Source organism: Dyadobacter sp. HNCC25DJ187, from assembly GCF_056895255.1.
Genome location: NZ_JBXHAT010000001.1, coordinates 154,424 through 179,559, shown reverse-complemented (window position 1 = coordinate 179,559; position 25,136 = coordinate 154,424). Strand labels below are relative to the sequence as shown.

Here is a 25,136-nt window from a genome sequence, read left to right as displayed (position 1 = left end):
AACCCTGCCGACGTAAGGATGGAAATATCAGCCAAAACAATTATGTTGGCTTAAGCTGTCCACACCTGTAGCACTTTTGTAACTCATATAGCATGATTCAATCGCTCATAATGACCTTTGCCTTATTATATTCAGGCTTCTCTACAATTGCTATTTTACAATGAATGCATGGATTTCTCTAAGAGAAATTGGCAATAATATGAATACTCAAGTAACTTAGAGGTAGCTACTACATTTTCATAAAAATGAAATCATAAGTAGTTTGGTTAGAGAATTAAAAAGGGTGGCTATTTTGTGGCTGCCCTTTTTCTTTGCAGTATCCCGACATGCTTCACAATGGATGAATGTTATTGATACACATTTTTATCGAATTTTACTAGATCGAGGAATCAACAAACCCAGTTTTAAACAAAGACAAGTGCCACAAAGTGGTAGCTACCCGGCGTAAAGTACCACGGGCACTCTTTTTGCTTGAAGTAAATACGCGATTATATTCATCACATCTAACCATCTGACTTAACTATGAGAAGATTAACACTTGCCACACTGGCAGCCGCTGCCATATGGGTTGCAGCTTGCAAAGATGATGTTGCCGAAGGTCCGGAAAACCCGGTAGAATCGGATACGCTTACATCTGTGGAGACTAATCCGGCCAATACAAGTTATAAACCCGCATTTTCCGGGCAGACACGCACGGCGGCTGTAAAAACAACTACCAAGTGGTCAAGCCAGATTCTTACGGAATCCCTCCGTAGTCCCTGGGGAATTACCACACTACCTGATGGCCGATTACTAATCACCGAAAAAGGAGGTACAATGCGGATCGTTACGACGTCCGGGGAGACCTCTGAAGCAATTACGGGAGTTCCAGCAGTTAATGCAGAAGGACAAGGTGGTTTGCTTGGGGTGCGTATTGATCCTGCTTTTGCCACGAACAGGACTATCTATTGGGTCTATTCAGAATCCACAAGCGAAGGAAATCTTACAGCAGTTGCGAAAGGTAGATTATCTGCAAATGAGCGACAGATAGAAGCTCCAACAGTTATTTACAGGGCTACACCAGCTTACAGAGGAAATCTGCATTACGGAGGAAGGATTCTTTTCGATCAGTCCGGGAATCTGCTGATCAGCACTGGTGAACGTTCAGATGCTGCTGTCAGGACACAAGCGCAATCACTCAATTCAGCCTTGGGGAAAGTCATTAGAATTACCAAGGAGGGTGAGCCGGTTGCAGGAAATCCGTTCATGGGGCAATCAGATGCGCGTGCCGAAATTTATGCTTATGGTTTCCGCAATCCTCAGGGTATTGCCATACATCCGGTTACCGGAGATATCTGGGAAAGTGAGCACGGTCCGAGAGGTGGTGACGAAATAAACCGTATTGCAGCAGGTGCCAATTATGGCTGGCCGGTAATTACTTACGGGGTGGAATATAGCGGTGCAACCATAGGCGGAGGCGTTCAACAACAAAATGGTATGCAGCAACCTGCGTACTATTGGGATCCGGTGATATCGCCAAGCGGAATCACTTTTTACACCGGTAATCGTATTCCAGAATGGACCAATAATCTGTTTGTGGGTGCATTAAGCGGCCAGCATATTGCGCGACTAGTCATTGAAGACAATAAAATTGTAGGTGAGGAAAGATTGCTGGCTGGAGAATCTCAGCGTTTTCGCGATATCGCACAGGGAAGTGACGGAGCACTTTATGCCATCACAGATCAGGGACGGCTATACCGTATAGATCGGCAATAACCAAATGCAGCCCTGAGCAGCTAATACTGGTCAGGGCTGCTTTGCTATCAAGATGTTTCTTATTAATAGAACATTCATATGAGGCGTATGCGGTCAGGATTAAATTAATTAGTCTTTAAATTGGATATAATGTTCGGAGCGCATTGAAGACAGCTTGGTGCGTAATTGTCGCGTGATCTTCGCCTGGTAAATAATCGAAATACACTTGTAATAATGGTGATTTGTTCTGCTTCAACTTATCAAAAAGTAAATTTGCATCTACTTCCATCACGTGAGGCTGAACACTCGGGGCCAAACCTTCCTTACCAACTGCAATGTATACGGCGGTTTTATTTTGGAGCGCTGCGGCATCAAGCTTCAAAATCGAGCCGTTATCCCACCAGATACTTGGACTGATGATGATATATCTATCGAATATTGACGGTTTTTTTAATAAAACTTCTGTAGCCAGTAGCCCTGCGAATGACTGCCCGATAAGTGTTTTTGAATGATTTGTCTTAAAATTCTTTTGAACATAAGGCTGTAACTCTTGTTCCAGGAAGTGGATAAACTTTGCTGAATGGCCACTTGTTGGTAGCTTCTTTTTCTCGGACTCTATCGCCGTTTCAAATGTAAAATCTCTCTTTCTGTCCACATTGGCTATACCAACAATAATAGATTTGGGAACGCGATTGATCCATGAAAAATTATTGAAGTGATATAAGCCGGTAACATGAATAAAATCCTCATCCGCAGAGCCATCAAGCAGGTAAACGACCGGATACCTGACAGTGTCTTTGGGGTTGTATCCTTCAGGTAAATAAATATTCAAAACCCGTTCCTCTTTTAATACAGTGGATTTTATCCGATCGACTCTTCCAAGTATAAATGGTAAACTGCTAACCTGAGCGGTCTGGCTTAAAACACTATGGGTAAAGAAGGTCATGAAAATGACCACTACTAACACTCTCATCTGCTATTCTGTGAATTTACCTGCAAAAATAGGAAATAATATCTCCTGCAATCATGGTTAAAAACGGGTAGATATAGAATGATAGTGCACCACTTCTACCGACGAATGTGGGATTCTGTAATTTAAGACTTATCACTACATACTTTCTTCTACTTTTTGGACACTTCCTTTTCTACCTCAAAGCCAACTATAGGTATATAACCCTTTGTGCCATCCGGCAATACTATGCGGTAACCCTTTCCAAATTCTCCTAAGATCCGTATCTTTTCATTTTTTGAAATCACGCTTATTTTCTCAGTATTGGAAAGAGCTGTAGAAGCATATAGAGATGCCTTTGATTTTATCCTGACAGAATCACCTAACCACCTGGATGATTTGGGAAGCCCTGGCAATTTTTCCTTTTTATCACTGATGAAAGGAAAAGGATCAACAGCACCGGAGCCACGCGTATATATTCCAAAGTGCAGATGTGGCGTCGTCGTAATTGCATTGCCTGTATTTCCTACCAAACCCAGAGTATCACCGCGGGTCACCCGTTGTCCTACTGAAACCATTTGACTATCCAGATGGGCATAGTATAACGAATACGGACTACCTGAAGCTGACAAAAAAACAATTTTACCACCCAGATTATTGGTGCCGGTTCGTGTAATGAAGCCATCGTCCGATGCTACCACAGGCGTACCACGCGGCGCTTTGATGTCAACGCCTTCATGAGAGCGAATCCCACCATCACGCTGGGCTCCCCAAAAACTGATCAGATTCTGCATGCCGAAGCTAGCTATTGGAAAAGTCAGTGTAGGTAAGGTAGTAGCTGTCAGGGAAACTCTGAGGGTTTCATTCAGACCTGTTTGTATACGCAACAGCAACGTATCCTCGTGATAGTCCGAAATCGTCAATGTATGATCGTCGGTTTTCAGGTATTCAACTCTTTGCGGTTTTCCGTTTGTTTTAATACGGTAAATTTCAATGAACAATTTTGATAATGAATCTTCTTCATTTTTGGAGGGTGTAATGACTATTTTCCTTCCTTCCGGAATTTTGAAACGGATCGATTGCGCAGGTGTTGAATCCCCGAGAAAAAATCTTTCCTGAAAAGGTAGAGATGAAAAAAGTGTATCCGCCAATACCTGTGCTCCTTCCCGGAACCATGTCTGCCCCACGCCCGTTTTTTCCAGCTTTGCCTTGTATAATTCCTGTTCATAATGTTCCTGTGGTGTAACAGGAAACCAGCGTGACACCGGCACAGGTTTACATGAGGATAGGTAGATGATCGCCGAAGCAATCGTTATGTACTTAATATATCTTTTAATGAGATGACTGGCTGTTATCATAGCTACCTACGATAATAAATTCATGCCATGGAATGGCTGTTACCTGATGCTGATACATCTACTTAAGGAATCTGATAAAAGCTGGCATTTCCTTTAGTTTCCTGAACATGGATCACATAGTCGAAGTCGGCCAGTATGTTTCCTTTAAAGAATTGTATTTACTTAACAATAACTCAAAAAAGGTATTTATTCAACAGGTCATCGGGAGTCCAACGACTTGCTCATATCTGAAGCCTAGAAACTATTTGAGTCTGTTAAGTATGTATTTAATGGAAAACACACCCTGAATATAACCGATGTATGAATCTCTCTGCGGACTGCCTGCGCCTGGTTGATAGTTGTTTACTTCGTATCCAATGAAATCTTTTCTCCCCATTACAAAGGATTTCTGAATACCCCAATCAAGTATAAATTGACGGCCAATTTCACTGGTAAAACCTATTGTTGTTGCCGGAAACACGATTATTCCACTTGCAGAAACAGGATCACTACTGATCACGGGATTGATAGGATCAATATATGAGCTTGGACCAATACGTCGTATCGCTGTTTGCCTGTATTGCGAAAAAATTGCATATCCACCGATATAAAAACTCGCTTGTTGCGATTTACCCTTAAAGCCAAACGGATAAAGTTTACCACCTGCTTTGGCAAAGGCACCAGATGTTCTCAAATCCGATACTCCGTCATACATACGGCTGGTCAGTACGCCTGTATGACTGCTCGCCAATGTATATCCCAATGCCAGATTCAAGGAAAACGCCGTATTCTTCCTGATTTCAGAATTGATTTCCATCGTTTTCGCAATCGCAGGAACTACGTTTACTCCAAGCTGTTTTTCCCACTGAGCATTTGAGTAATGGGACATGAGCAGCATTAAAATCAAAAGGTAGATAGATCTCATAGATATAAGTTTAAATATTATAATTCAGGATTTGGGCAGAAAAGATTAGTTACATTTTTCTAAATCCACCCGGTGGGCAAGGTAGCTTAGTATCACCTTTTCCGACGACAATAATTCTATTGTGTAATGGATAGGCTTTGGAGGAGTAATCATCGCATTTACAATACCGACATATTGAATAACCAATTGATCCTTTTCTATCCTGTAAGTAGATGGCTGGCCGACCACCGCCCGGCAGTTAGCTATGGTATCATTGGTGACATACAAGTATTGACCATCAAACGTCCAACGTTGAATTTTGTCGCCTGAGTTGCTATTCCAGGTTCCGGTTAAGGACACTACATCGAAATTGACAGAATCCTTTTTACATCCGAACAAAAGAAACACCAACAAAAAAATAGTTACTCTCATATTTTTCCACATTAAAATACAATATATCAGAAAGAACCTGAAATTTGTCAAAAGGTTGGAAAGCAGTTACGTTTATGAAAAAAAAGCCAGTTGCCAGCATTTTAGCTGACAACTGGCTCATATTTAAAAACAGATACTTTGATCTTACTTCTTAAAAATGCGGTAAAGTCTCCCTTGATCGGTTACGGCATACAGCGCTCCGTCTTTTCCCTGAGTGATGTCGCGGAAACGCTGTCCTTCGCCGGAGAGCAATCGCTCCTCTCCTACTACTTTGTTATTTTCTATTACCAGACGGGCAATGTGCATGCTGCTTAGTCCGCCTACGAACAAATTATTTTTCCACTCGGGGATTTCGTCACCGCTGTAAAAAGTAATCCCACTTGGCGACAAAACCGGGTCCCAATAGTACACGGGCTGCTCCAGTCCTTCTTTTACCTGAATAGAATCACCAACTTTCCTTCCATCGTATTCTATACCATATGTGATCGTAGGCCAACCATAGTTTTTTCCTGGCTCAATGCGGTTCAGCTCGTCACCACCTCTCGGACCGAACTCCACTTCCCACAAATCACCCGTAACCGGATGAAAAGCTAATCCCTGTACATTACGGTGGCCGTAAGAATAAATTTCAGGTCTGGCACCAGCCTTGCCTTCGAATGGGTTACCGGCTACAGGTTTTCCTTCCTTCGTGATACGGATTACCTTACCCAATGCAGAATTCAAATCTTGCGCCTGAGGCCTTGTTTTAATATCAGAACGTTCTCCCGTACTGATGATCAGGTTACCTTCCTTGTCGAACAGAATGCGTCCTCCGTAGTGCAGATTCCCTGCAAATACAGGCGTCGCTCTGTAGATCACAGTGGCGCCTTCGATTTTCTTCTCGTCAGCCGACAGCTTACCTTTTGCCACGGCAGTCAGATTCCCACCCGGACGTGGCTCTGAGAACAGCCAGTATACCATTCTGTTTTTTTCAAACTCAGGATCGACACGAAGTCCGAGTAAACCACCTTGTCCGTCAGCATCCACCTTCGGAATACCTGTAATCGGCTCGCTTAATTTGCCATCCGTTGTAGCAATACGCATAGTGCCCGCTTTCTGTGTGATGATCAGACGACCGTCGGGCAGCGAAGTAATTCCCCATGGATTAACAAGCTCACTGGTAAGCACTTTGCCTTCTATTTCGATGGAAGATTTTACACCACCTATACGTGTCTGGCCTTCGAACGATGGTTTATAATCTGAATTTGCCTTTTGGGTTTCTACCGGCGACAAGGTGCTATCGGCCGTTTTCGCCTCAGAGCTATCAGATGATTTCTGCTGACAGGCACTGAAGGTAAGCGCTGTACCAGCCAGCAGGAGTAAAATACGATTTGTCATTGTTTTGAAATAAAAGTTAAGATAACACTCATTATAAGTCAAAAGGTAAGCACTGATTTTATATTTTTCAAGATTAGTAAAGTATATTCAGGCAGATTGCTCGTTGGCTAGCAGATCGCAATTCAAAGACTCCTCTCCGCATTGGTAACAACTTCTCTCCTGATTACCTCCTGCTCACCGTAATTGCTAATCATATCTACAATTCTGAAAAGCCATTTCGCATCATTGCGCTGCACTCTTTCTAATTTCTATTTAACTTTTACAGGATCACTTGCCGTAACCGATATACTATGCGGGCCGTTTACTACCTTTACGAAATAGGGAGCTTTCTAGCTCTTGACCACATATTTCAAACAAAAAACAAACAACACTCCCACAACGAAATTAACATATGGCGTCAGGTATATTTGCAGTTTTAGATGATATCGCTTTTCTGATGGACGATGTTGCCCTGGCAACGAAAGTGGCAACCCGCAAAACTGCGGGAATATTGGGAGATGATCTGGCGGTGAATGCCGAAAAGGCTACAGGCTTTGTATCAAGCCGGGAATTACCAGTACTATGGGCCATTACCAAAGGATCATTGATCAATAAATTGATCATTGTGCCCGTGGCACTGCTTTTAAGTGCATTCCTGCCACAGGCAATCACGATTATTCTGATCATGGGAGGTTTCTACCTGGCTTATGAAGGTGTTGAAAAAATAGTCGAATACTTTTTTCATCATGAGAAAGAGAAGCAGGTTGTTGTAAGTGATCATGAACTGAAGCACAAAGGCCCTGATTTAGAGGATGAGAAAATTAAGATCAAATCTGCTGTTACCACAGACTTTATCCTCTCTGTAGAAATTGTTATCATCGCGCTGGGAACAGTGGTAGAAGAATCCCTTACCATACAAATTGTAACAGTTTCAGCCGTTGCATTACTAGCGACAGTCGGGGTGTATGGAATCGTTGCTCTTATTGTCAGATCGGATGATGCAGGCTATAAACTGATTGCCAAATCAAATGGAAAGGGATTCCTGGCTAAATTGGGGCAGGTGTTGGTAAAAGCGTTGCCGATTATCATCAAAGTACTTGGAGCAGTTGGAACGGTAGCATTGCTACTGGTATCGGGCGGAATATTTGTTCATAACATCGATTACTTCCACCATCTTTTCCCGGCACTTCCTTCCATTGTGAAAGAGTTTGCATTTGGTATAGCGGCGGGAATCGTAGCATTGGTTGTAATAACTGCTTTTAAAAAGATATTTATTAAGAAAAAAAGTACTGTCTAAAAAACGTATTACTTCAATGATTGTACGAGTCAATCTATAGCAACATTTGCAAAGACAACGCGCTACTCATGATTTTCACAATCGAGAAGAAGTTACCTATATGGCAAACAATATATGCTGTAGAATACTTTGAAACAGCTGGCGGGATACATCATACGCGAAGCAACTAAATTTGTGATTACAAAGCTTCTCAAAATAAGAAAGGCAGTATAACTATATCAAAAACATCTTTCCTTGTTACCGAATGATCACTTATGATGTTCTCTCCAGTGAACGCCTCAGTGATCAGGTGGTAAAATTGAATTGATTGTAGTACAGAAAGGGGTTGACGACTTACGTCTGCCCCTTTTTACCACGCTTTCTCCAGCTCAAAATAAAATATACTACCCAAACCTATTTCACTTGTCACGCCGATACTACCTCCCTGGGCCTGTATAAATTCTTTACTGATTGCCAGTCCGAGTCCAGTTCCCGTCTTGTGGCTTCCCGGCACCTGGAAATAGCGGTCAAATATTTTACTGTTGTATCGGCTGTCTATTCCAGCCCCTTCGTCCTTCACCAGAAAACGAACCATCCGATCTGTTTCAACGATCTCAACCTGAACTCTGCTGCCCTGCTCGGAATACCTCACCGCGTTCGTCAGGAAATTAATCAACACCCAGGCAGTCTTCTCCGTGTCTGCTTTTACATCGGATATCGCTTTATCGGTATTCACAATCAATTCTATTTTCTTCTGTTCAACGGGTATTCTCACGGCATCCACCGCGTAACTCAAAATAGCATAAGGACTGCTTTTTTGCATGTTAAGCTGAATATTTCCTGTCTCCACCTGAGACATATTTAAAAGTTCTCCCGTAATTTTCAGCAGCCTGTTGCTGTCATCTTTTATGCCTGCAATTAATTGTTGCTGATCCTCGTTCAAAGAACCGGTTTGTTGATTTTCCAGCAGTTGAACACTCATTTTGATTGATGAAATAGGCGTCTTGAGCTCATGGGAAACGGTAGCAATGAAATTAGTTTTGGCAAAATCGAGCTCTTTGAAAGGAGTTATATTTTTGAGGAGTATAACCTGACCTATGTGTTGAGGTTTTTTTTCGGCCGTAGGGAAAATAGTAATATCTACGATCTCTTTTTCAAAATAACTCTCCTTATTATCAGCGAATATTTTTAGCGGAGCACTGGAAATTCCGCCCGCCGATGCATTTTGATTTTCCAGGATCAATGTTCTGAGCAGATCATTAAACTTCGCCAGTTCTGTGGCCGATTTACCGATCATATCTCCGGCTTCCATGCCTGTGATACGAACCGCCTGATCATTTGCAAACAGCACGACTTTGTTTTCATCCAGACCAATAACCGGCTCATGCATGTTATTGATGAGTGTTTCGATTCGTTTCTTTTCAGTTAATATCTGCGATAAATTGCTATTATTATATTCCTCCAACTTTTCAGCCATTGTGTTGAAGGACTCTGCGAGTTCACCAAACTCATTATTGCCCGAAAAATGGAGCCGTTCTGTATACTTCTTGTCAGCAATAGCCCTGATGCTGTCGGTCAGTTCCCGAATGGGATTTCCCACGTTTCCGGGCAAATTCACAAGCAGTGTAAATGCAATTACAAAACAGATGGTTCCACCCAATGCGATCCATATGAAAGCAGACTGCACGGTGCCTAATGCCCGGTCACTTTTGGCCTGTATCGCCTCCATATTGATCCGTGTAAGTTCAGCCAGATCATTCCTGATCAGCACCGGAAGTTGTTCATTTCCTACATCGTGTTGCAACTGGCTAAAATGATGCGCTATTTTCTCTGTAACCTCCTTCTCACCAGGCTCAGTTTCATTCTGTTTTTGATTCTGCAGATTTTGTTGAAAGATGCTTCTTGCGCCTCTATCGGATTTCACCTGATCCAGCGCCAAAGACATGCTCCTGGCGTAATCCAGTGTTTTGTAGTTGTTTTGCAAAATATTTTCGGTCTGTTTCTCAAGTACATAGATATGCCTCGCAGCGATTAATGACAATGCCAGGATCATCAAAAACAGCAGTCCCAGACCCAGCCGGAGTTTTGTTTTTATTTTCATAATGTCAGGACCCAAGTTAGGATTAGATCAGGATAAAATCACCAGGTCAATATCTGAGCTCGACAATTTTTTCAGCAAATTATTGAAAAGGTTGGTTGCCAAAATTATTTTCAAAAGCGTAATATGAGGCTTCCCCAAACAAATGGTTGTAACCTGTTGTTGCTCAGCAACACGGATAATTGCCTCAGAAACATTTCGATCTTTCACCCTGATAATCTCCGCTCCCATCTCCGTCGCCAGTTTAAAGTTGTTGATCAGGTGGCGCTGTTTGTCCAGTGCGATTTTATCCTGACTTTCGTTCGGCGTTTGCACATACAGCACCAACCATTTGCTGTTGTAATGGTTTGCCAGCCGGGCGGTTTTCCGAATTACATGTCTGGCTGTGCTTTGATTGCTACTGATGCAAGCCAAAATCTTTTCCCGGCGAACGGCAGCGGATCCAGACACTTCCGATTCTACCTTACGCTCCACCTGCCCTGCGACTTCTTTGAGCGCCAGTTCACGCAATTGCAGGATATGATCCGGCTGAAAAAAATTAGTAAGTGCGGTTTCTATTTTATCTTTGGTATAGATCTTCCCCTCTTTTAATCTTATTATCAATTCATCGGCAGTCAGGTCTATATTCACTACCTCGTCTGCTGATGACAATACCCGGTCTGGAATGCGCTCGCTTACATCCACCCCTGTTATTCTCTTTACTTCCCGATTCAGACTTTCAATATGCTGAATATTTACTGCGCTAATCACACTGATGCCCGCATCCAGAACAGCAAGCACATCCTGCCAGCGCTTCTCATTGCTGCTACCTTCCATATTGGTATGTGCCAGCTCATCAATAATCACCACTTCGGGTCTTAAGCTGATGATGGCCTGAACGTCCATCTCCTCAAGCTGCTTTCCTTTATAAAAAAGTTTTCGGCGTTCTATTACGGGTAAGCCATCAAGCAGTTGATGTGTTTGTGCGCGATTGTGCGTTTCGATATAGCCAATCCTGACATCAACGCCACTAGCAAGCAAGCTGTGCGCCTCCTGAAGCATCCGATACGTTTTCCCTACTCCGGCACTCATGCCGATATAGATCTTGAATTTCCCACGTCTGGATTTTTTGATCATTTCCAGAAAATGCTGCGCATGAAGATTAATCTCAGACATAGCTATTAGAATGCTTTTTACAACTTAGAATCAGACGCTCCTGGCGTACAGCGCAGGTGAATTTAGAATGCAATGGATAAACTGGTAGTCGCAAACAGGTTGTTCCTGCCAAAACTTTTGTCCGTTTTTCCGGCAAACAGAGCATCTTTACTACTTAGCCTTCTCACCTCCAATCGCCATAGTACTTTATCAAACAGCGCAAAATCCATATTTACCGAAACGCCTGTAGTCCTGAATCCGTTCTGGCTACCTGTTGTAATAATGACCTCTTTTTCATCACTGAAATATTCCCCTCTCGCAGCGAAACTCAACTTTGGCGAGGCGGTATACCTCACGATCATGACAGGAACAAACCAATTATTGTACTGCCTGCTGCCTTTGGCTTTTTGTTCCATTCCGTAATCAAATCCAGCTGTTAATCCCCATTTTTCTGAAAGCCGCATGATGCCGTAGACGTTGTGATAGATACGCGTTTGTCTTACGCTATCCGGTTTGTCATTGCCAATAAAAGTGCTGTAGTTCAAAGTTACTGATTCTGAAGGCTTATATGTAAACTGAGTTCCAAAGGCAGGAGAACTGTTTCCATCAATCCTTTGAATTCTTTGCCATCCGTTCAGGTACATTGCAGCCAGGTGTAACTTTCCGTCTTCGGTAGTGTAGCCCAGCTTTACCCCCGACTCAAAATAAGGCGTATTTTCAGCAACAAGACTTCTCGTCAACGCCCAGTTGTCCCTTCCTACAGCACTTTCAAAACCAATGTGCGATGGCATAATTCCGGCATCAAGCCAAAGATTAGCATTTTTTGCAAGCTTCACACCAACATTAGCTTCGAATACATTCTTTAAAACACCAGCTTCCGCAGTATAATTGGCATTCATGTAACTTCCCGCGGCAAGTGCCAGATTTGCTCTTACCCGTTCCTGACTAAAGCCAGCCTTGATATAACCCAGATTTAAATTAACCTCTCCTGTCCTGTTGAAGTTATACAGGAAATGGGGAGAAGTATTGTTGGCAGGACGGTTAAAATTATAGTTGTAATAGACCTCGGCATAACCGCTGATCGTTAACGGATTGGGTGTTTTTTCCTCCTCCTGAGCTGCAAGGGTATTGAAACTGATAGATGCGACTATGGTAAAAAGCAAAGTTTTCATTGAAAGAAATAATTGAGTGATTGTGTTAAAGCAGCCTAGTATCTGCTGCATGAAGTGTATTTATAATTTTTCCAAAGCCACATTCAATCTGAGCACGTTCACCTTTTCAGGTCCGAACAAACCTAAAAATGGCTTTTGAATATGCCCGGAGACGAGCTGGCGGAGTTGCTGCTCAGGTATCCTGCGGGCAGCGGCAATCCTTTTAACTTGCACCAAAGCTGCTTTCGGCGAGAGATCAGGATCAAGTCCACTTCCGCTTGCGGTGACCAGCTCGACCGGGATTTCAGTTTTACTCACACCCGGATTATGAATCAGAAAAGTGTCAATCCTGGCCTGCACCGTGGTCAAATACTCACCATTCGACATGGCTTTGTTACTGCCCGCGCTAGATGCGGAATTGTACTCTACCGCAGAAGGACGGCCATTGAAATACTTATCCTGAGTGAAATTCTGCCCGATATTTGCATAGTATCTTTTTCCCGCAGATTCTATCTGCTCACCTTTTCCACTGTGAGGAGTAAACCGGGCCAGGCCCCAGATGATAGCTGGATAAATAACACAGAAAAGAATAATGGTAGCCAGCGTAAATCTAACCGCCGAAATAATGTTTGATTTCATGTTTTTTAGTTTTAAATCGATCACGATTAGATCCATATACTTACGATAAGGTCGATAGCTTTGATGCCTGCAAACGGAATCAAAATACCTCCCATACCATATATTAACAGGTTTCTTCTTAGCAAAGCACTTGCGCCAATTGGTTTGTAGGCTACTCCTTTAAGCGCAAGCGGGATCAGAAACGGAATGATAACCGCATTAAAAATAACTGCTGAAAGAATAGCACTTTCCGGACTATATAACTGCATGATATTTAAACCTTGTAAAGCAGGAATACTGGTGATGAACAGCGCTGGAATGATTGCAAAATACTTGGCGACGTCGTTCGCGATTGAAAAGGTGGTGAGCGTACCGCGAGTCATTAACAGCTGTTTTCCGATCTCCACGATTTCAATCAGTTTGGTCGGATCGTTATCCAGATCCACCATATTGCCAGCCTCTTTTGCTGCCTGCGTTCCACTGTTCATCGCAACACCCACATCGGCTTGTGCGAGAGCAGGCGCGTCGTTGGTACCGTCTCCCATCATCGCCACAAGTTTACCACTCAGCTGCTCGTTTTTGATATAGTTCATTTTATCTTCGGGTTTAGCTTCTGCGATAAAATCATCAACACCGGCTTTCCGGGCTATAAACTGAGCAGTCAATGGGTTGTCGCCCGTCACCATTACCGTTTTAACACCCATTTTTCTCAGGCGCTCAAAACGCTCTGTAATACCAGGTTTGATAATATCCTGCAGCTCGACGACGCCCAGCACCTGTTCGTTTTCTGTTACTACGAGTGGTGTTCCTCCGTTGCCCGAAATATCTCTTACTTTCTCTTCAATGTGCCCTGGAAACAGATTTCCTGCGTGCATTACGCTATTTCTCATCGCATCAAATGCTCCCTTTCGAATGCGCGTGCTGCCAAAGTCCACACCCGAGCTACGCGTTTCGGCGGTGAAGCTGATGAAATTTGGATTGTCCAACTGGTAACTGTCCTCCGTAGCACCTGCAAGTTCGAGAATTGACTTCCCCTCCGGTGTCTGGTCGGCTATAGAGCTGAGTACTGCGGCTTTAATAAAATGATTCTTACTGACACCTTCCGCAGTATGGAAATGGGTGGCCTTTCTGTTTCCAATCGTGATGGTTCCCGTTTTATCCAGCAGCAACACATCAATATCACCGGCTGTCTCCACAGCTTTGCCCGATTTCGTAATCACATTCGCTCTCAGTGCACGATCCATACCAGCAATACCAATTGCAGAAAGCAACCCTCCGATTGTAGTCGGAATCAGACAAACAAAGAGCGAAATAAAGGCTGCAATCGTGATGGGTGTGTTTGCATAATCTGCAAAGGGTTTCAGCGTAACGCTTACGATAATGAACACGAGTGTAAATCCTGCCAGAAGTATGGTCAAAGCGATCTCATTAGGTGTTTTCTGTCTGCTCGCTCCTTCCACCAGTGCGATCATTTTATCTAAAAAACTTTCGCCCGGTGCTGCTGTCACCATCACCTTAATTCTGTCCGATAGGACTTTTGTACCGCCGGTCACACTGGATTTATCGCCTCCTGATTCCCGTATTACCGGAGCGGATTCTCCCGTAATAGCACTTTCATCAATACTAGCCATGCCTTCGATGATATCCCCATCCGTCGCAACATGATCACCTGCTTCACATATAAAAATATCTCCTTTCTTCATCTGCGCTGACATGACATCCCGCGTTTCAACAGAAAACCCTTTTTTGTTTTCAACCACCAGTTTGGCTGGTGTCTGCTGGCGGGTTTTGCGCAAACTTTCAGCTTGTGCTTTACCTCTTGCTTCAGCAATGGCTTCGGCAAAATTGGCAAAAAGTAATGTGAGCAGAAGTACCAGAAAAATGGTAAAGTTATAAGCAAAACTGCCTTGCGATTTGTGCCCGGACAGGATCCAGACGCACACTACCAGCATGATAAATGTTCCTATCTGTACGGTGAACATAACAGGGTTACAGAACATGGTTTTCGGATTAAGCTTGATCAGCGACTGCTTCAAGGCTTCCTTGACTAAATCCTTTTGAAATAAGGATGGATTTTGATTTTTCATTGTGTACAAGATATCCGTGGGCCATTGGCCTGTGGTAATCCGTTTAAGTTAAAAATTGGTTGTATTATTTATAAGCTGAAATATTCAGCTATTGGTCCGAGGGTGAGTGCAGGGAAAAATGAGAGCGCAGTAATAATCACGATCACCGCAAAAATCATCATTCCAAATGTGGCTGAGTCAGTTGGCAAGGTACCTGCGCTTTGAGGAACCTGTTTCTTACCCGCGAGTAGTCCCGCAATGGCAATGGGACCGATAATAGGAATGAAACGCGATAGCAGCAATACAATTCCGGTACTGATGTTCCACCATGGTACATTGTCACCCAAACCTTCGAAGCCACTTCCATTATTAGCTGCAGAAGAAGTGAATTCATACAGCATCTGACTAAATCCGTGAAAGCCCGGATTCGACACAGTAGCAGATGTAATTCCCGGAAAGGATGTAGTCAAAGCCGTTCCCGCCAGAATCAAAAGCGGGTGAAGCAAGGCTACGATCATGGCAATTTTCATTTCCCGGGCTTCAATTTTTTTGCCCAGAAATTCCGGTGTACGACCAACCATCAACCCGCTGATAAAAACAGCCAGTATGATATAGATAAAGAAATTCAAAATACCCACACCGCAGCCACCGTAAAATGCATTGGTCATCATGGCCAATAGCTGTGTCATCCCTGACAACGGCATGCTACTATCATGCATGGAATTAATTGATCCTGTTGAAATAACGGTTGTGGCTATACTCCAGAAACCTGAGGCTGCACTTCCCAACCGGGTCTCTTTTCCCTCCATAGCTCCGGAGCTCATATCAATACCCAAATTTGACAGAGCTGGATTACCCTGCACTTCCCAAATAATTGTAGGTACACAGAGAATCAAAAAGCCTAATGTCATCACACCAAAAATCATAGCAGCCATCTTCCTCCTTTTCAAAAAGAACCCCAGTGCGAAAATCATAGCAAACGGAATAATCATTTGCGCAGCCATTTCAATCATGTTGGAAACATAGCTGGGATTTTCAAGCGGATGCGCCGAGTTAGTACCAAAATATCCCCCCCCGTTTGTACCCAAATGTTTGATAGCAACAAATGCTGCTACAGGACCCGTAGAAACTCCCACCGTGTCTCCCTGCATGGTAATGATGTGATCTCTACCTTCGAATGTCATGGGCATACCGTTGAATGCCAACAAACTAGCTATAACGATACATATCGGCAGTAATATCCGTGTACACGAAATAAGCAGCAGGTTATAAAAGTTTCCAAGTTGATCAGATGCTTTTTCTCTTAGTGCTTTAAGAAGAACAACGGCAGCCGCCATACCTGTTCCGGCACTGACGAATTGTAAAAACATTAAAAACAGCTGAGAAAGATAGGTCACCCCGGTTTCACCTGAATAATGCTGAAGGTTACAATTTACCATAAATGAAATACTGGTATTGAACGCAAGATCCGCAGACTGGCTCAGATTCCCATCAGGATTAAATGGTAACCGACCCTGGTTCATCAAAAGCAACATGCACAATAAAAACCAAACAAAATTGACCGTCAGCATACTGATCATATGTTGTTTCCAATTCATTTGGGCACTCCTGTTAATTCCACTAAACCGTAAAATGATATTCTCAAAAGGATTCATAATCGGATCCAGAATTGTCCTTTCGCCTCCGTATACTTTTGCTATGTATTTGCCTATCGGAATAGCGGCGACGATTGTAAGCGCGTAGGTGGCAATGATGCCAAAAATTTCTGTGTTCATTTTAGTATTTGTTTCAGTCTTCGCAATACAGGTGGTGATTCCACTTCGTTAACATGTGCCGGAATCAGAATTTTTCAGGTTTGATCAGTACGTAACACATGTAGAGAAACACGGCGATGGAGATGATAAGTAATGAGCCCATGTTTCAGATCTTTTCAAAGAATGATACAGATTGATACAGAATGGCAAAGCAAAGACAGCCTGCGGCGATGAGAATAATAGTTAACATGATGGATGTTGTTAAAATGTCTGATAAGTACGACTTGGTAGTTTTCATTTTCTACTTTTTAAATAGACAGCTACCAACGACGTACCAAGAAGATCAAACAAAATTTAATCAACTAATAATCAACGTTGTATAAAAAAATAACAGCACTGTCTATTTGGAAAAACCTATCATTTTGATAAGCTATACTATCAAAATGATTTGCTTGGAGTAGGAGAATGAATTATAACTTACCTGACTTACTCAGACCAAATTCATCTATTTTTCTGTAAAGCGTTGCAATACCGATCCCGAGCAACCGGGCTGCTTCTGCTTTGTTACCCTGACACTGATTCAGTACTTTCTGAATATGATGCCTTTCGACGCTTTCCATCGTCAGGGGTGACAGATTTGGGTTAGTGGCAAGTACAAAGTTTGTGACGTCGGATGGCAGACTGGATGCATCAAGTATTCCGTCACTGATAATCACTGCTCTTTCAATGACGTTCTTCAGTTCACGGATATTGCCACTCCAGCTATAATGTTCCAGAGCGTTCGCAAAGTCAGCCGTATAACCCGGATTAGGCTTATTGGTCTGCTTGGTGTAATAATCCAAAAAGAAATCCAGCAACAATGGAATATCTTGTACCCTTTGGCGAAGTGGTGGGAGCGTAATCTGAAATACGTTAAGCCTGAAATAAAGGTCAGCCCTGAATCGATGCTGTTCTGATTCCGTTTTCAGATCTCTGTTGGTAGCAGCGATCAGGCGAAAATCCGATTTGGTAGTCTTGGTATCTCCCAATTTAATGAAGTCATGGGTTTCCAATACCCGTAATAGTTTGGCTTGCAGTTCAAGTGGCAATTCACCTATCTCGTCCAAAAATAAAGTACCTTGATGTGCCTCTTCCAGCAGTCCGCGCTTGTCTTTCAGTGCACCTGTAAATGCTCCTTGTTTATAACCAAACAATTCACTTTCGATCATTTCTCTACCAAATGCACTGCAATTCAGGGCGACAAAGTTTTTATTTGCGCGCTGACTACTATAATGAATTGCTTGCGCGAAAACTTCTTTACCGGTTCCTGTTTCACCGGTCAGAAGCACCACGGCATCTGTAGGTGCCACTTTTTTTGCCAAATTGATTGCTTCCTGAATAGGCTTGGAATTTCCAATCACAGCATCAAACGAAAACCGGCTGGATACGATGGCTTCAAGCTTTCGGACCTTCTTCTGAAGTTGTGATTTTTCTACTGCTTTATCCAGCAAGGGTAATATTTTATCATTGTCATCACCCTTGACGATGTAATCCATCGCCCCGTTCTTCATCGCCTGTACACCATCCGCAATATTTCCGTTGGCCGTAAGCAAGATGATTTCTGCAGCTGGATTTCGGGATTTTAAAAGTGGAACCAGCTTAACGCCATCTCCATCCGGAAGTCTGACATCACAAAGAACAGCATCAATTGCAGGATTTTCTATTGCCTTTAAACCTGACTTACAATCTTCTGCTTCGATTACCTCCATTCCTTCCGCCCTAATTACTCTGGCTAGAAGAGACCTGAGCTTATTTTCATCATCAATGATCAGAACTGTCTTCACTGGTTTTTTGTATAGAGATTTCTATGTTTGACAGCACCAAATTAGTAAATGATTCTTCCCTAAATACTGCTTGATAGGAAAGATTAAGAATTTCCACCCTTTTATTTGATACAACTATCATGACAAAAAAATCGATTATCAAAATGATAGTGTCATGTCATACATAAGAATAAGCTTTAAGAATGACATATACTACTGATTAACAAAGATCAACGAGTGGGCGAAGGTTGCTATAACGCATCATCCGTGGCAATAAATGGACCTTGTTTTACGGGCATTCCTTGATCTTTCCCCATGTAAAGTGTTTGAGAAGGCAGCATAAAACGAGTACCGGCTTCAGCGATTACGTCCATCATTTTCAATAGTAATTCTTCCTGTATCTCAAGAAAACTGTTCATATCGCCAGTGTCAACATAGGCAAATATGTCAATTTTAACTCCATTTAGCCCGACCTCGGTAAAACGCACTCTGGCGGGATCCGGATTCACACGAGGATGGGTCAGCAGCACCCTGCGCAAATCCTGAATGACCTGGCGAATCTGATCGGGCCTGGTTTCTGGTCGCAGGAAAAATGCGGGATGAAACCAGAAGCGCTCCCGATAAGCATAGTTTTCAATTTTAAGTGAAGAAAGCTCGCCGTTAGGTATTGTTACTATCGTTCTGTCGAGCGTCCGCACCTGTGTGGCACGCATACCGATTCTTTCAATTGTACCCAAGATCTCCCCGATTTTACAAAAGTCCCCTACCCGTACCGGTTGGTCGGCGATGATTGTGACACTGCCTACAAAGTTTTCTACGGTTTTCTGCGTACCGAGTGCAAGAGCAATACCACCTATCCCCAGTGCTGCTATACCTGTAGTTACATCGAAACCGAGTGTATCCAGTACCACAATCACTCCTACAACAGCGAGCGCAATTTTCAACGCTCTGCGAAGAAACAGTATAGCAGAAACGGCTGACTGATTGCGATTTCTGGTCATACGCTGCTCAGTCAGATTCCCTGTCACATCTATGAGTTGCCAGATTAGCAGAATGACCGCTACTATACCTACCAGAAGTGTCAGGTTGCTGAAACTCTGGCGTACAACTAGCGAAATTCCTGCCTCCCTGCTAAAATAGGTGAAGATTGTTATCGCTGCATACAGTTGGGCAGGAATTGAAAATGCCTTCATAACACCCAAATAGGGATCTTCTCCGGACTTCCTGAATACTTTCGGAATGAGATAAATGAAAAGGCGCGCTATACCAAAAGCGAATAGATAGGATACAATCAGCAATAGTGCAGTTGCAATCCAGTGAGATGCCGGAACCCCGCCCCATTTGGTTGTTTGCAGAAATGCCGGCGAAACGCTGTTAACGAAAGTACCTGCTTCTATATCCTCCACATCAAGTGGAATACGTTCAATGGTCTGAGGAGAAAATAACCATATCGGATTGCCTTCTTTATCTACAAATCGTTGAAGTATCAGATCGAAGGATTCATGATTAAGCGTGACGGCACCAATCCTGTCGAACTCCGGACCAAGGTTGTCGTCTGTTTTGCCATCCGGATCATTGCTGATCCAGGAATAAGGATAAATCCGGCCATTCACTTCCAATACAGCTTGCAGTGCTTTGGCTTGCTTGACAGTCACACGTTTACTGGTGCCCGGACCACGATATAAATAGAGTGCTGCCTTTTGATAATTGCTTTGGTAACTGGCTTTAATAAATCCGTCGATTGATCCGCGCGGAGATCGTCTTCCCAGTGAATCAGGAGGATATACAGCCCGCTGGGTTTTACTGGTGTCCCCGGAAATAAAAGGAATCTGAGCTGCAAGCGGAAACTGGGTTAATAGAAATATCAGACATGCTGACAAAAAACGTATCACTGTGAAATTTTTCTTTATTGTATCTAGCATTATAAAATTGTAATTGGTATTTCGTTTCCGTAAAATTTATGCCAATGCCATGATTAAGTCAACGGATTTTTTCAGGAATAATCATAGCAATTTTTAGGAACACTTTTAATAGGTGATATGAAAAGATAATCACTATTTTAGCACAGCTCCAAAATACATTTAAATATATTCATGATCCGGACCTTACAGATTTCTAACATCTTCGCATTTGTGATCACATTAGTGATGAATTATTTGTCCAACACAGGTATATTCAAAAATAGTACGATGGCGTCGGTATCCGAAAAATACCAGAACCTATTTACACCGGCGGGATACGCATTTTCAATCTGGGGTATCATTTATCTTGCCCTGTCCGGCTTCATCATTTATCAGAGTAAAGGAATATCCGGCAATACTAAACCTCATAGCGTGGTGAACAGGATCGGTTGGCTTTTTGTGCTTTCATGCCTGGCCAATTGTTTATGGATTGTCTGTTGGCTGTATGACCATACCGGCTTGTCTGTGCTGGTAATGATCACGCTGTTAGCAAGTCTCTGTGCTATTGTTTTGAAAACACGAATGGAATTGGATTTGATTCCATTGAAACGAATTGCCTTCGAATGGTGGCCTTTTGCCTTGTATCTAGGCTGGATATGTGTCGCTCTTATTGCCAATACATCTGCCTATCTTACAAAAATTGAATGGAACGGACTGGGTTTCTCCGAAGAAGCCTGGACACTTATCATGATATTTGCAGCAGTCGTCATTAATATTCTGTTGATCTGGCTTAGGAATCTACGTGAATCCGCTGCTGTGGGTGCATGGGGATTGGCCGCTGTTGCCATCGCAAATCATCACCAGGTTCAAGATGTATTTTATGCGGCTGCGGCAGCAACGTTATTGCTTTTGCTTAATGCAGGTGTTCACGGATATTTAAATCGGGGAAAGTCCTTCTTGCCGTCGAAGAATATTCCGCGTTAAGAGGTTCGATTTAGCGGATTGCCTGAGGTAGTTTTTTAAGGATAAGTTTTTTTAACATATTCAATAGGTACTTCACGAACATGGTTGGGTAACTTCGATTTTCGAAAATAGTAGTCAACATGTCCAGAAATCTTTACTACTTACTTGTATCACTGCTCATCGTTTTCATAGTACAGGAAATTTTCCTGGCCTATCTCCATTTAAAAACAGCGAACGGGCTTTCTTTCAATTCTGATTTTTTGAAATTTTTCCTAGTCCATGAGCTCACGCACTTTGTAAGTATCGTTCTGCTTTTGCTTTACTTGAGGAGCAGAAGTTATATAGCAGCATTTTGGACCGGCAGCGTGCTGGCGGTATTGTTGGTTATTCACACCTTTATTGTATTTAATGCCTTCACCAGGCATACCTATCTAAACTGGTATTACATTACGTATGGCGTTATTCAAATGGCTCACCTGGTTTGGGGATTCATCCTGGCGGCCTCCTCTAGCCGCGAAAAGCCATGGCTAAAGCGTTTTGGATTTCTCTCCGTTTGCCTGCAATCCATACAAGTGGTGATAGTGATAGTTTACATTGGATTTGCAGATTACAAGCTGAAATCTAATCTATCCGTGCCCAGTCTATGGCTTGGCTGGGGTCTGACAGCCGCCTACACATTTTTCATTATGAATTTGATGGACGAGCTAAGGACAGTAAAATTCAAAGCTGGTATAGGAATGAGTGATGTCATCCCAACCATTTGCGCCTTGCTAATCATCATCCCTTCACTATATTTTGCTTTCTCATTGACCGACCGCAATCTATCATCCAGGCAAGCAAGAATCCCGACAGCCAGCGAAATGGCTGTTGCGAGCCGATTCGAAGGAAACATTTTTGTTAACAGTGAAGGCGATTCGCTTCCATACCGGATAATAAAACCGATTGATTATGATCCCAACCAAAAATATCCTTTGGTTCTTTGTCTGCATCACGGAGGGGCACATGGCCATGATAATGTTGTCCAGGTTGAAAGTTCCTATGCTCCGTTTCTCTCAGGCTATAACATGCGTAGAGACTACCCAGCCTTCCTGCTTGTACCACAATGCCCCGTAGCAAAGGTATGGTGGGATCCGGATGTGGATTTATCGATCATAGAACTTATCCATTCGCTAGAAAAAAGCTTCACTATTGACGTTCAAAGGCGGTATGTAATGGGTTTATCTGGCGGAGGATATGGTACGTGGCATTTCATCGGAAACCATCCTGAGCTTTTTGCTGCTGCCATTCCCATTTGCGGAAAAGGAAATGAACAATTAGCAGAAAATATGAAAGATGTTAAAATCTGGGCTTTTCATGGAAGCGAAGATAAACTCGTTGATGTAAAAAAGTCCCGAAAGATGGTGAGTGCTCTCAAAGAAACGGATCACGATGTTCGATACACAGAATTTTCAGGACTTGGTCACAACATAAGTGATCAGGTACGAGAGACACCCGGACTCTGGGATTGGCTGTTCGCACAGAGACGCCGTTAAAGCTAACGCAAGGCCTCACATCCGAATTCCATTAAGCCATTTTGTTGCAGCCTTTACTTTTGCGTCAGAGTGAATGTCGGTAAAGTTATCACCTCCATCAATGCGAATGTCAGGATCAATTCCCTTTCTGTAAACCCTTCCTTTACCATCCGAGTAGAAGTTGACAGAGAAAAAGAAGAATAGCTCCTTACTCAGCTTTCTGCCCGTTGTACTGGTGGTAAAGCCATAGCTGGACTCACCAAAAACCATACAATTATCCTTAGATCGGAGCGCAATGGCAAAGGCCTCGCCACTACTTGCGGTAATAGGGCCTGTCAGGACAGCTATTCTACCAGATTGCAGCGAAGTGGAACAAGTGCTGCCTGAAGAAGTAATCTGTTTGTCATTTAAATAAAAATTGCCACGTTTCATTTCCCAGATATCCAACTCATTTCCGTCCCTATCTGCGGTTGCTCCAATATGGCCATCTCCAACTATGCGATTGACTCCTCCAAGCATATCAAACATGTTTCCACCATAGTTCAAACGCACATCAACAATCCAGTTTTTTGCACCTTTACTAATTAAGTCACATACTTGCTTTTGAAGCTCCCGGTTAAATGATTCATCCGTTTCAAGACTACTGCCTGGGCTCGTCGGAACGCGCAGGTAAGCAATAGACTCAGATAACATATCAGCTACAATGTACTTATCATTCTTATAGGCGGCTCGCCTTAATGCAGGACTTATCCTACTGTTGTCTTTGGGTATGTAGCTACTGTATTTCTGGTCTTTCAGTACAAACCCATGTTTGTCTTCCAGACTTTCCAGAATAAAATGCAACGCAGGAATTAGCTCCTCGTCACTGTCCGCTTTTTCCGAGAGCTCCATTACTCTTCGCTTTATTTTGTCCCAGTCAACCGCGTTTCGATTCAAACTTTCTTCTTTTGCGTAATGAATTGCTTGATTAGCGAGTAGTTGATACTTTGTAAGACCAGACTTCTGAAGATTAAGCGGAATACGCAGCCCATTCTGCATCCACCATCCGTTTATATGCTTTTTGCCTATTTTCCCTATATATGCTGCATCGGCGTCTCCTGTGAATTGTATAAACAAACTATCGCCATCCACACGACATACGTCACTTTTCAATTCACCTGCCTGCTCCGGAATATATCCATTACAGTACAACTTCCCGATCCAGGATTTCTCAAAACCAAGATAAACAGTGACACGCTGATCCTTCCAACTCACATGGCCTACCCACAACTTAGGATACAAAAGACCATCAGGTTTTGTGTTACAACCAATAATAGATATCAAAATTAGACACCAGAGAAGAGTTATTTTCATCAGAGATCTTTGAATTTCTATTTGCAATAATCTAAATTAATCTTCGGTTACACAACCTACCTTAAGTCATATACACCGTCTATTCAGTTGATCATGGGGGCTTAACGTGGTAAATAGCTCTGTGACAACTGGAATCTAGTGTCAACTCTCGAGGCATTAAAATTGTATCCGGTATAGTAAGTCTGAAATTCACAGATATTCAATTTAAAATAGAATTTAGTTAAAAACCATCAATGAGCACTCCTATTCCTGTAAGCTCCCAACAGCCGAAAGCGGACCCACTAATAGTGACCTTCCTGATTGGATCTGAGGCACAAGCTTATTTCAATAGCCTGCGCCAGAAATATTTTCCTCCGGATCGCAACTATATCGATGCTCATCTGACCCTTTTTCATGCATTGCCTGATCAGCCCTGGATTATGCAAGACCTGGAAAAATTGGTAAACGAGCAAGATGTATTTGAGGCAAAAGCTACATCAATAGTATCGCTTGGGTATGGTACGGCTTTCAAAATCATGGCAAATGAACTGAATGCCATACATCAGCAGCTTCAAAAAAGATGGCTGGATCACCTAACCAATCAGGACAGACAGAAACGTAACTTCCATATCACGGTTCAAAATAAAGTCCAGGCTGCCAGGGCTAAACATTTGCAGCAGCATTTAACAGAAGAATTCGAACCTTTTAGCTTCAAAGTAATTGGAATTCAGGTATGGCGGTATCTGGGCGGGCCGTGGGAGCATGTTGTAGAATTCCATTTCCAATCCCATCAAACCGCTTCATAGCGCACAGTTGTA

At 42.9% G+C, this 25,136-nt stretch carries 20 protein-coding genes; 5 read left to right on the top strand and 15 right to left on the bottom strand.

Annotated features, from left to right (window positions below; translation table 11 throughout):
- The first annotated feature begins 522 nt into the window (after positions 1-522).
- Positions 523-1,755: a PQQ-dependent sugar dehydrogenase gene (locus tag AC1XUE_RS00715; RefSeq protein ID WP_483354005.1), complete on the top strand. Its 1,233-nt coding sequence runs from the start codon at positions 523-525 to the stop codon at positions 1,753-1,755.
- A 115-nt stretch (positions 1,756-1,870) separates the two neighbouring features.
- On the opposite strand, the gene AC1XUE_RS00710 is transcribed toward AC1XUE_RS00715, so the two are convergent.
- From AC1XUE_RS00710 to AC1XUE_RS00690, 5 genes are all read right to left on the bottom strand, one after another.
- Positions 1,871-2,707 carry an alpha/beta hydrolase gene (locus AC1XUE_RS00710; RefSeq protein WP_483354004.1) on the bottom strand — a complete coding sequence of 279 codons (837 nt, stop codon included), beginning with the start codon at positions 2,705-2,707 and terminating at the stop codon, positions 1,871-1,873.
- A gap of 149 nt (positions 2,708-2,856) precedes the next feature.
- The gene (locus AC1XUE_RS00705) at positions 2,857-3,948 is read right to left on the bottom strand and encodes a peptidoglycan DD-metalloendopeptidase family protein (RefSeq protein ID WP_483354003.1); all 1,092 of its coding nucleotides are present in this window, start codon (positions 3,946-3,948) and stop codon (positions 2,857-2,859) included.
- Positions 3,949-4,282: 334 nt separating this feature from the next.
- Positions 4,283-4,945: a hypothetical protein gene (locus tag AC1XUE_RS00700; RefSeq protein ID WP_483354002.1), complete on the bottom strand. Its 663-nt coding sequence runs from the start codon at positions 4,943-4,945 to the stop codon at positions 4,283-4,285.
- A gap of 45 nt (positions 4,946-4,990) precedes the next feature.
- Positions 4,991-5,356, bottom strand: coding sequence for a hypothetical protein (locus tag AC1XUE_RS00695; RefSeq protein ID WP_483354001.1), 366 nt, complete (start codon positions 5,354-5,356; stop codon positions 4,991-4,993).
- 144 nt (positions 5,357-5,500) lie between these two features.
- On the bottom strand, positions 5,501-6,733 hold the full coding sequence (locus AC1XUE_RS00690; protein ID WP_483354000.1) for a PQQ-dependent sugar dehydrogenase: 1,233 nt from the start codon (positions 6,731-6,733) through the stop codon (positions 5,501-5,503).
- A 391-nt stretch (positions 6,734-7,124) separates the two neighbouring features.
- Here AC1XUE_RS00690 and AC1XUE_RS00685 point away from each other — a divergent pair, with 391 nt between their 5' ends.
- Positions 7,125-8,009 carry a DUF808 domain-containing protein gene (locus AC1XUE_RS00685; RefSeq protein ID WP_483353999.1) on the top strand — a complete coding sequence of 295 codons (885 nt, stop codon included), beginning with the start codon at positions 7,125-7,127 and terminating at the stop codon, positions 8,007-8,009.
- 349 nt (positions 8,010-8,358) lie between these two features.
- On the opposite strand, the gene AC1XUE_RS00680 is transcribed toward AC1XUE_RS00685, so the two are convergent.
- The 9 genes from AC1XUE_RS00680 to AC1XUE_RS00640 all read right to left on the bottom strand — a co-directional run bounded on the left by AC1XUE_RS00680 (position 8,359) and on the right by AC1XUE_RS00640 (position 20,533).
- The gene (locus tag AC1XUE_RS00680) at positions 8,359-10,089 is read right to left on the bottom strand and encodes a HAMP domain-containing sensor histidine kinase (RefSeq protein ID WP_483353998.1); all 1,731 of its coding nucleotides are present in this window, start codon (positions 10,087-10,089) and stop codon (positions 8,359-8,361) included.
- A 27-nt stretch (positions 10,090-10,116) separates the two neighbouring features.
- Positions 10,117-11,241, bottom strand: coding sequence for a universal stress protein (locus AC1XUE_RS00675; protein ID WP_483353997.1), 1,125 nt, complete (start codon positions 11,239-11,241; stop codon positions 10,117-10,119).
- A 62-nt stretch (positions 11,242-11,303) separates the two neighbouring features.
- Positions 11,304-12,392, bottom strand: a complete 1,089-nt coding sequence (locus tag AC1XUE_RS00670; RefSeq protein WP_483353996.1) for a porin — start codon at positions 12,390-12,392, stop codon at positions 11,304-11,306.
- A gap of 60 nt (positions 12,393-12,452) precedes the next feature.
- Entirely contained in the window at positions 12,453-13,010 is a 558-nt protein-coding gene (locus AC1XUE_RS00665; protein ID WP_483353995.1) for a K(+)-transporting ATPase subunit C, read from the bottom strand.
- A gap of 26 nt (positions 13,011-13,036) precedes the next feature.
- Complete coding sequence (gene kdpB / locus AC1XUE_RS00660) at positions 13,037-15,076, bottom strand: potassium-transporting ATPase subunit KdpB (RefSeq protein ID WP_483353994.1); 2,040 nt, start codon at positions 15,074-15,076, stop codon at positions 13,037-13,039.
- Between the two features lie 68 nt (positions 15,077-15,144).
- Positions 15,145-16,830 (bottom strand): potassium-transporting ATPase subunit KdpA, encoded by a 1,686-nt coding sequence (kdpA, locus tag AC1XUE_RS00655; RefSeq protein ID WP_483353993.1) that lies wholly within the window; start codon positions 16,828-16,830, stop codon positions 15,145-15,147.
- A 64-nt stretch (positions 16,831-16,894) separates the two neighbouring features.
- Positions 16,895-16,972 (bottom strand): K(+)-transporting ATPase subunit F, encoded by a 78-nt coding sequence (gene kdpF, locus AC1XUE_RS00650; RefSeq protein ID WP_483355985.1) that lies wholly within the window; start codon positions 16,970-16,972, stop codon positions 16,895-16,897.
- Between the two features lie 307 nt (positions 16,973-17,279).
- On the bottom strand, positions 17,280-18,632 hold the full coding sequence (locus tag AC1XUE_RS00645) for a sigma-54-dependent transcriptional regulator (RefSeq protein WP_483353992.1): 1,353 nt from the start codon (positions 18,630-18,632) through the stop codon (positions 17,280-17,282).
- A 230-nt stretch (positions 18,633-18,862) separates the two neighbouring features.
- A complete protein-coding gene (locus AC1XUE_RS00640; RefSeq protein ID WP_483353991.1) occupies positions 18,863-20,533 on the bottom strand; it encodes a mechanosensitive ion channel family protein in 1,671 nt (556 codons plus the stop codon).
- Positions 20,534-20,704: 171 nt separating this feature from the next.
- Here AC1XUE_RS00640 and AC1XUE_RS00635 point away from each other — a divergent pair, with 171 nt between their 5' ends.
- A complete protein-coding gene (locus tag AC1XUE_RS00635) occupies positions 20,705-21,496 on the top strand; it encodes a TspO/MBR family protein (RefSeq protein WP_483353990.1) in 792 nt (263 codons plus the stop codon).
- Between the two features lie 119 nt (positions 21,497-21,615).
- Positions 21,616-23,007 (top strand): carboxylesterase family protein, encoded by a 1,392-nt coding sequence (locus AC1XUE_RS00630; protein WP_483353989.1) that lies wholly within the window; start codon positions 21,616-21,618, stop codon positions 23,005-23,007.
- A gap of 15 nt (positions 23,008-23,022) precedes the next feature.
- Here the strand turns inward: AC1XUE_RS00630 and AC1XUE_RS00625 are convergent, their stop codons facing one another.
- Complete coding sequence (locus AC1XUE_RS00625) at positions 23,023-24,309, bottom strand: S41 family peptidase (RefSeq protein WP_483353988.1); 1,287 nt, start codon at positions 24,307-24,309, stop codon at positions 23,023-23,025.
- Between the two features lie 263 nt (positions 24,310-24,572).
- On the opposite strand from AC1XUE_RS00625, the gene AC1XUE_RS00620 reads away from it, so the two are divergent.
- Positions 24,573-25,124 (top strand): 2'-5' RNA ligase family protein, encoded by a 552-nt coding sequence (locus AC1XUE_RS00620; RefSeq protein WP_483353987.1) that lies wholly within the window; start codon positions 24,573-24,575, stop codon positions 25,122-25,124.
- The last annotated feature ends 12 nt before the right edge of the window (positions 25,125-25,136 follow it).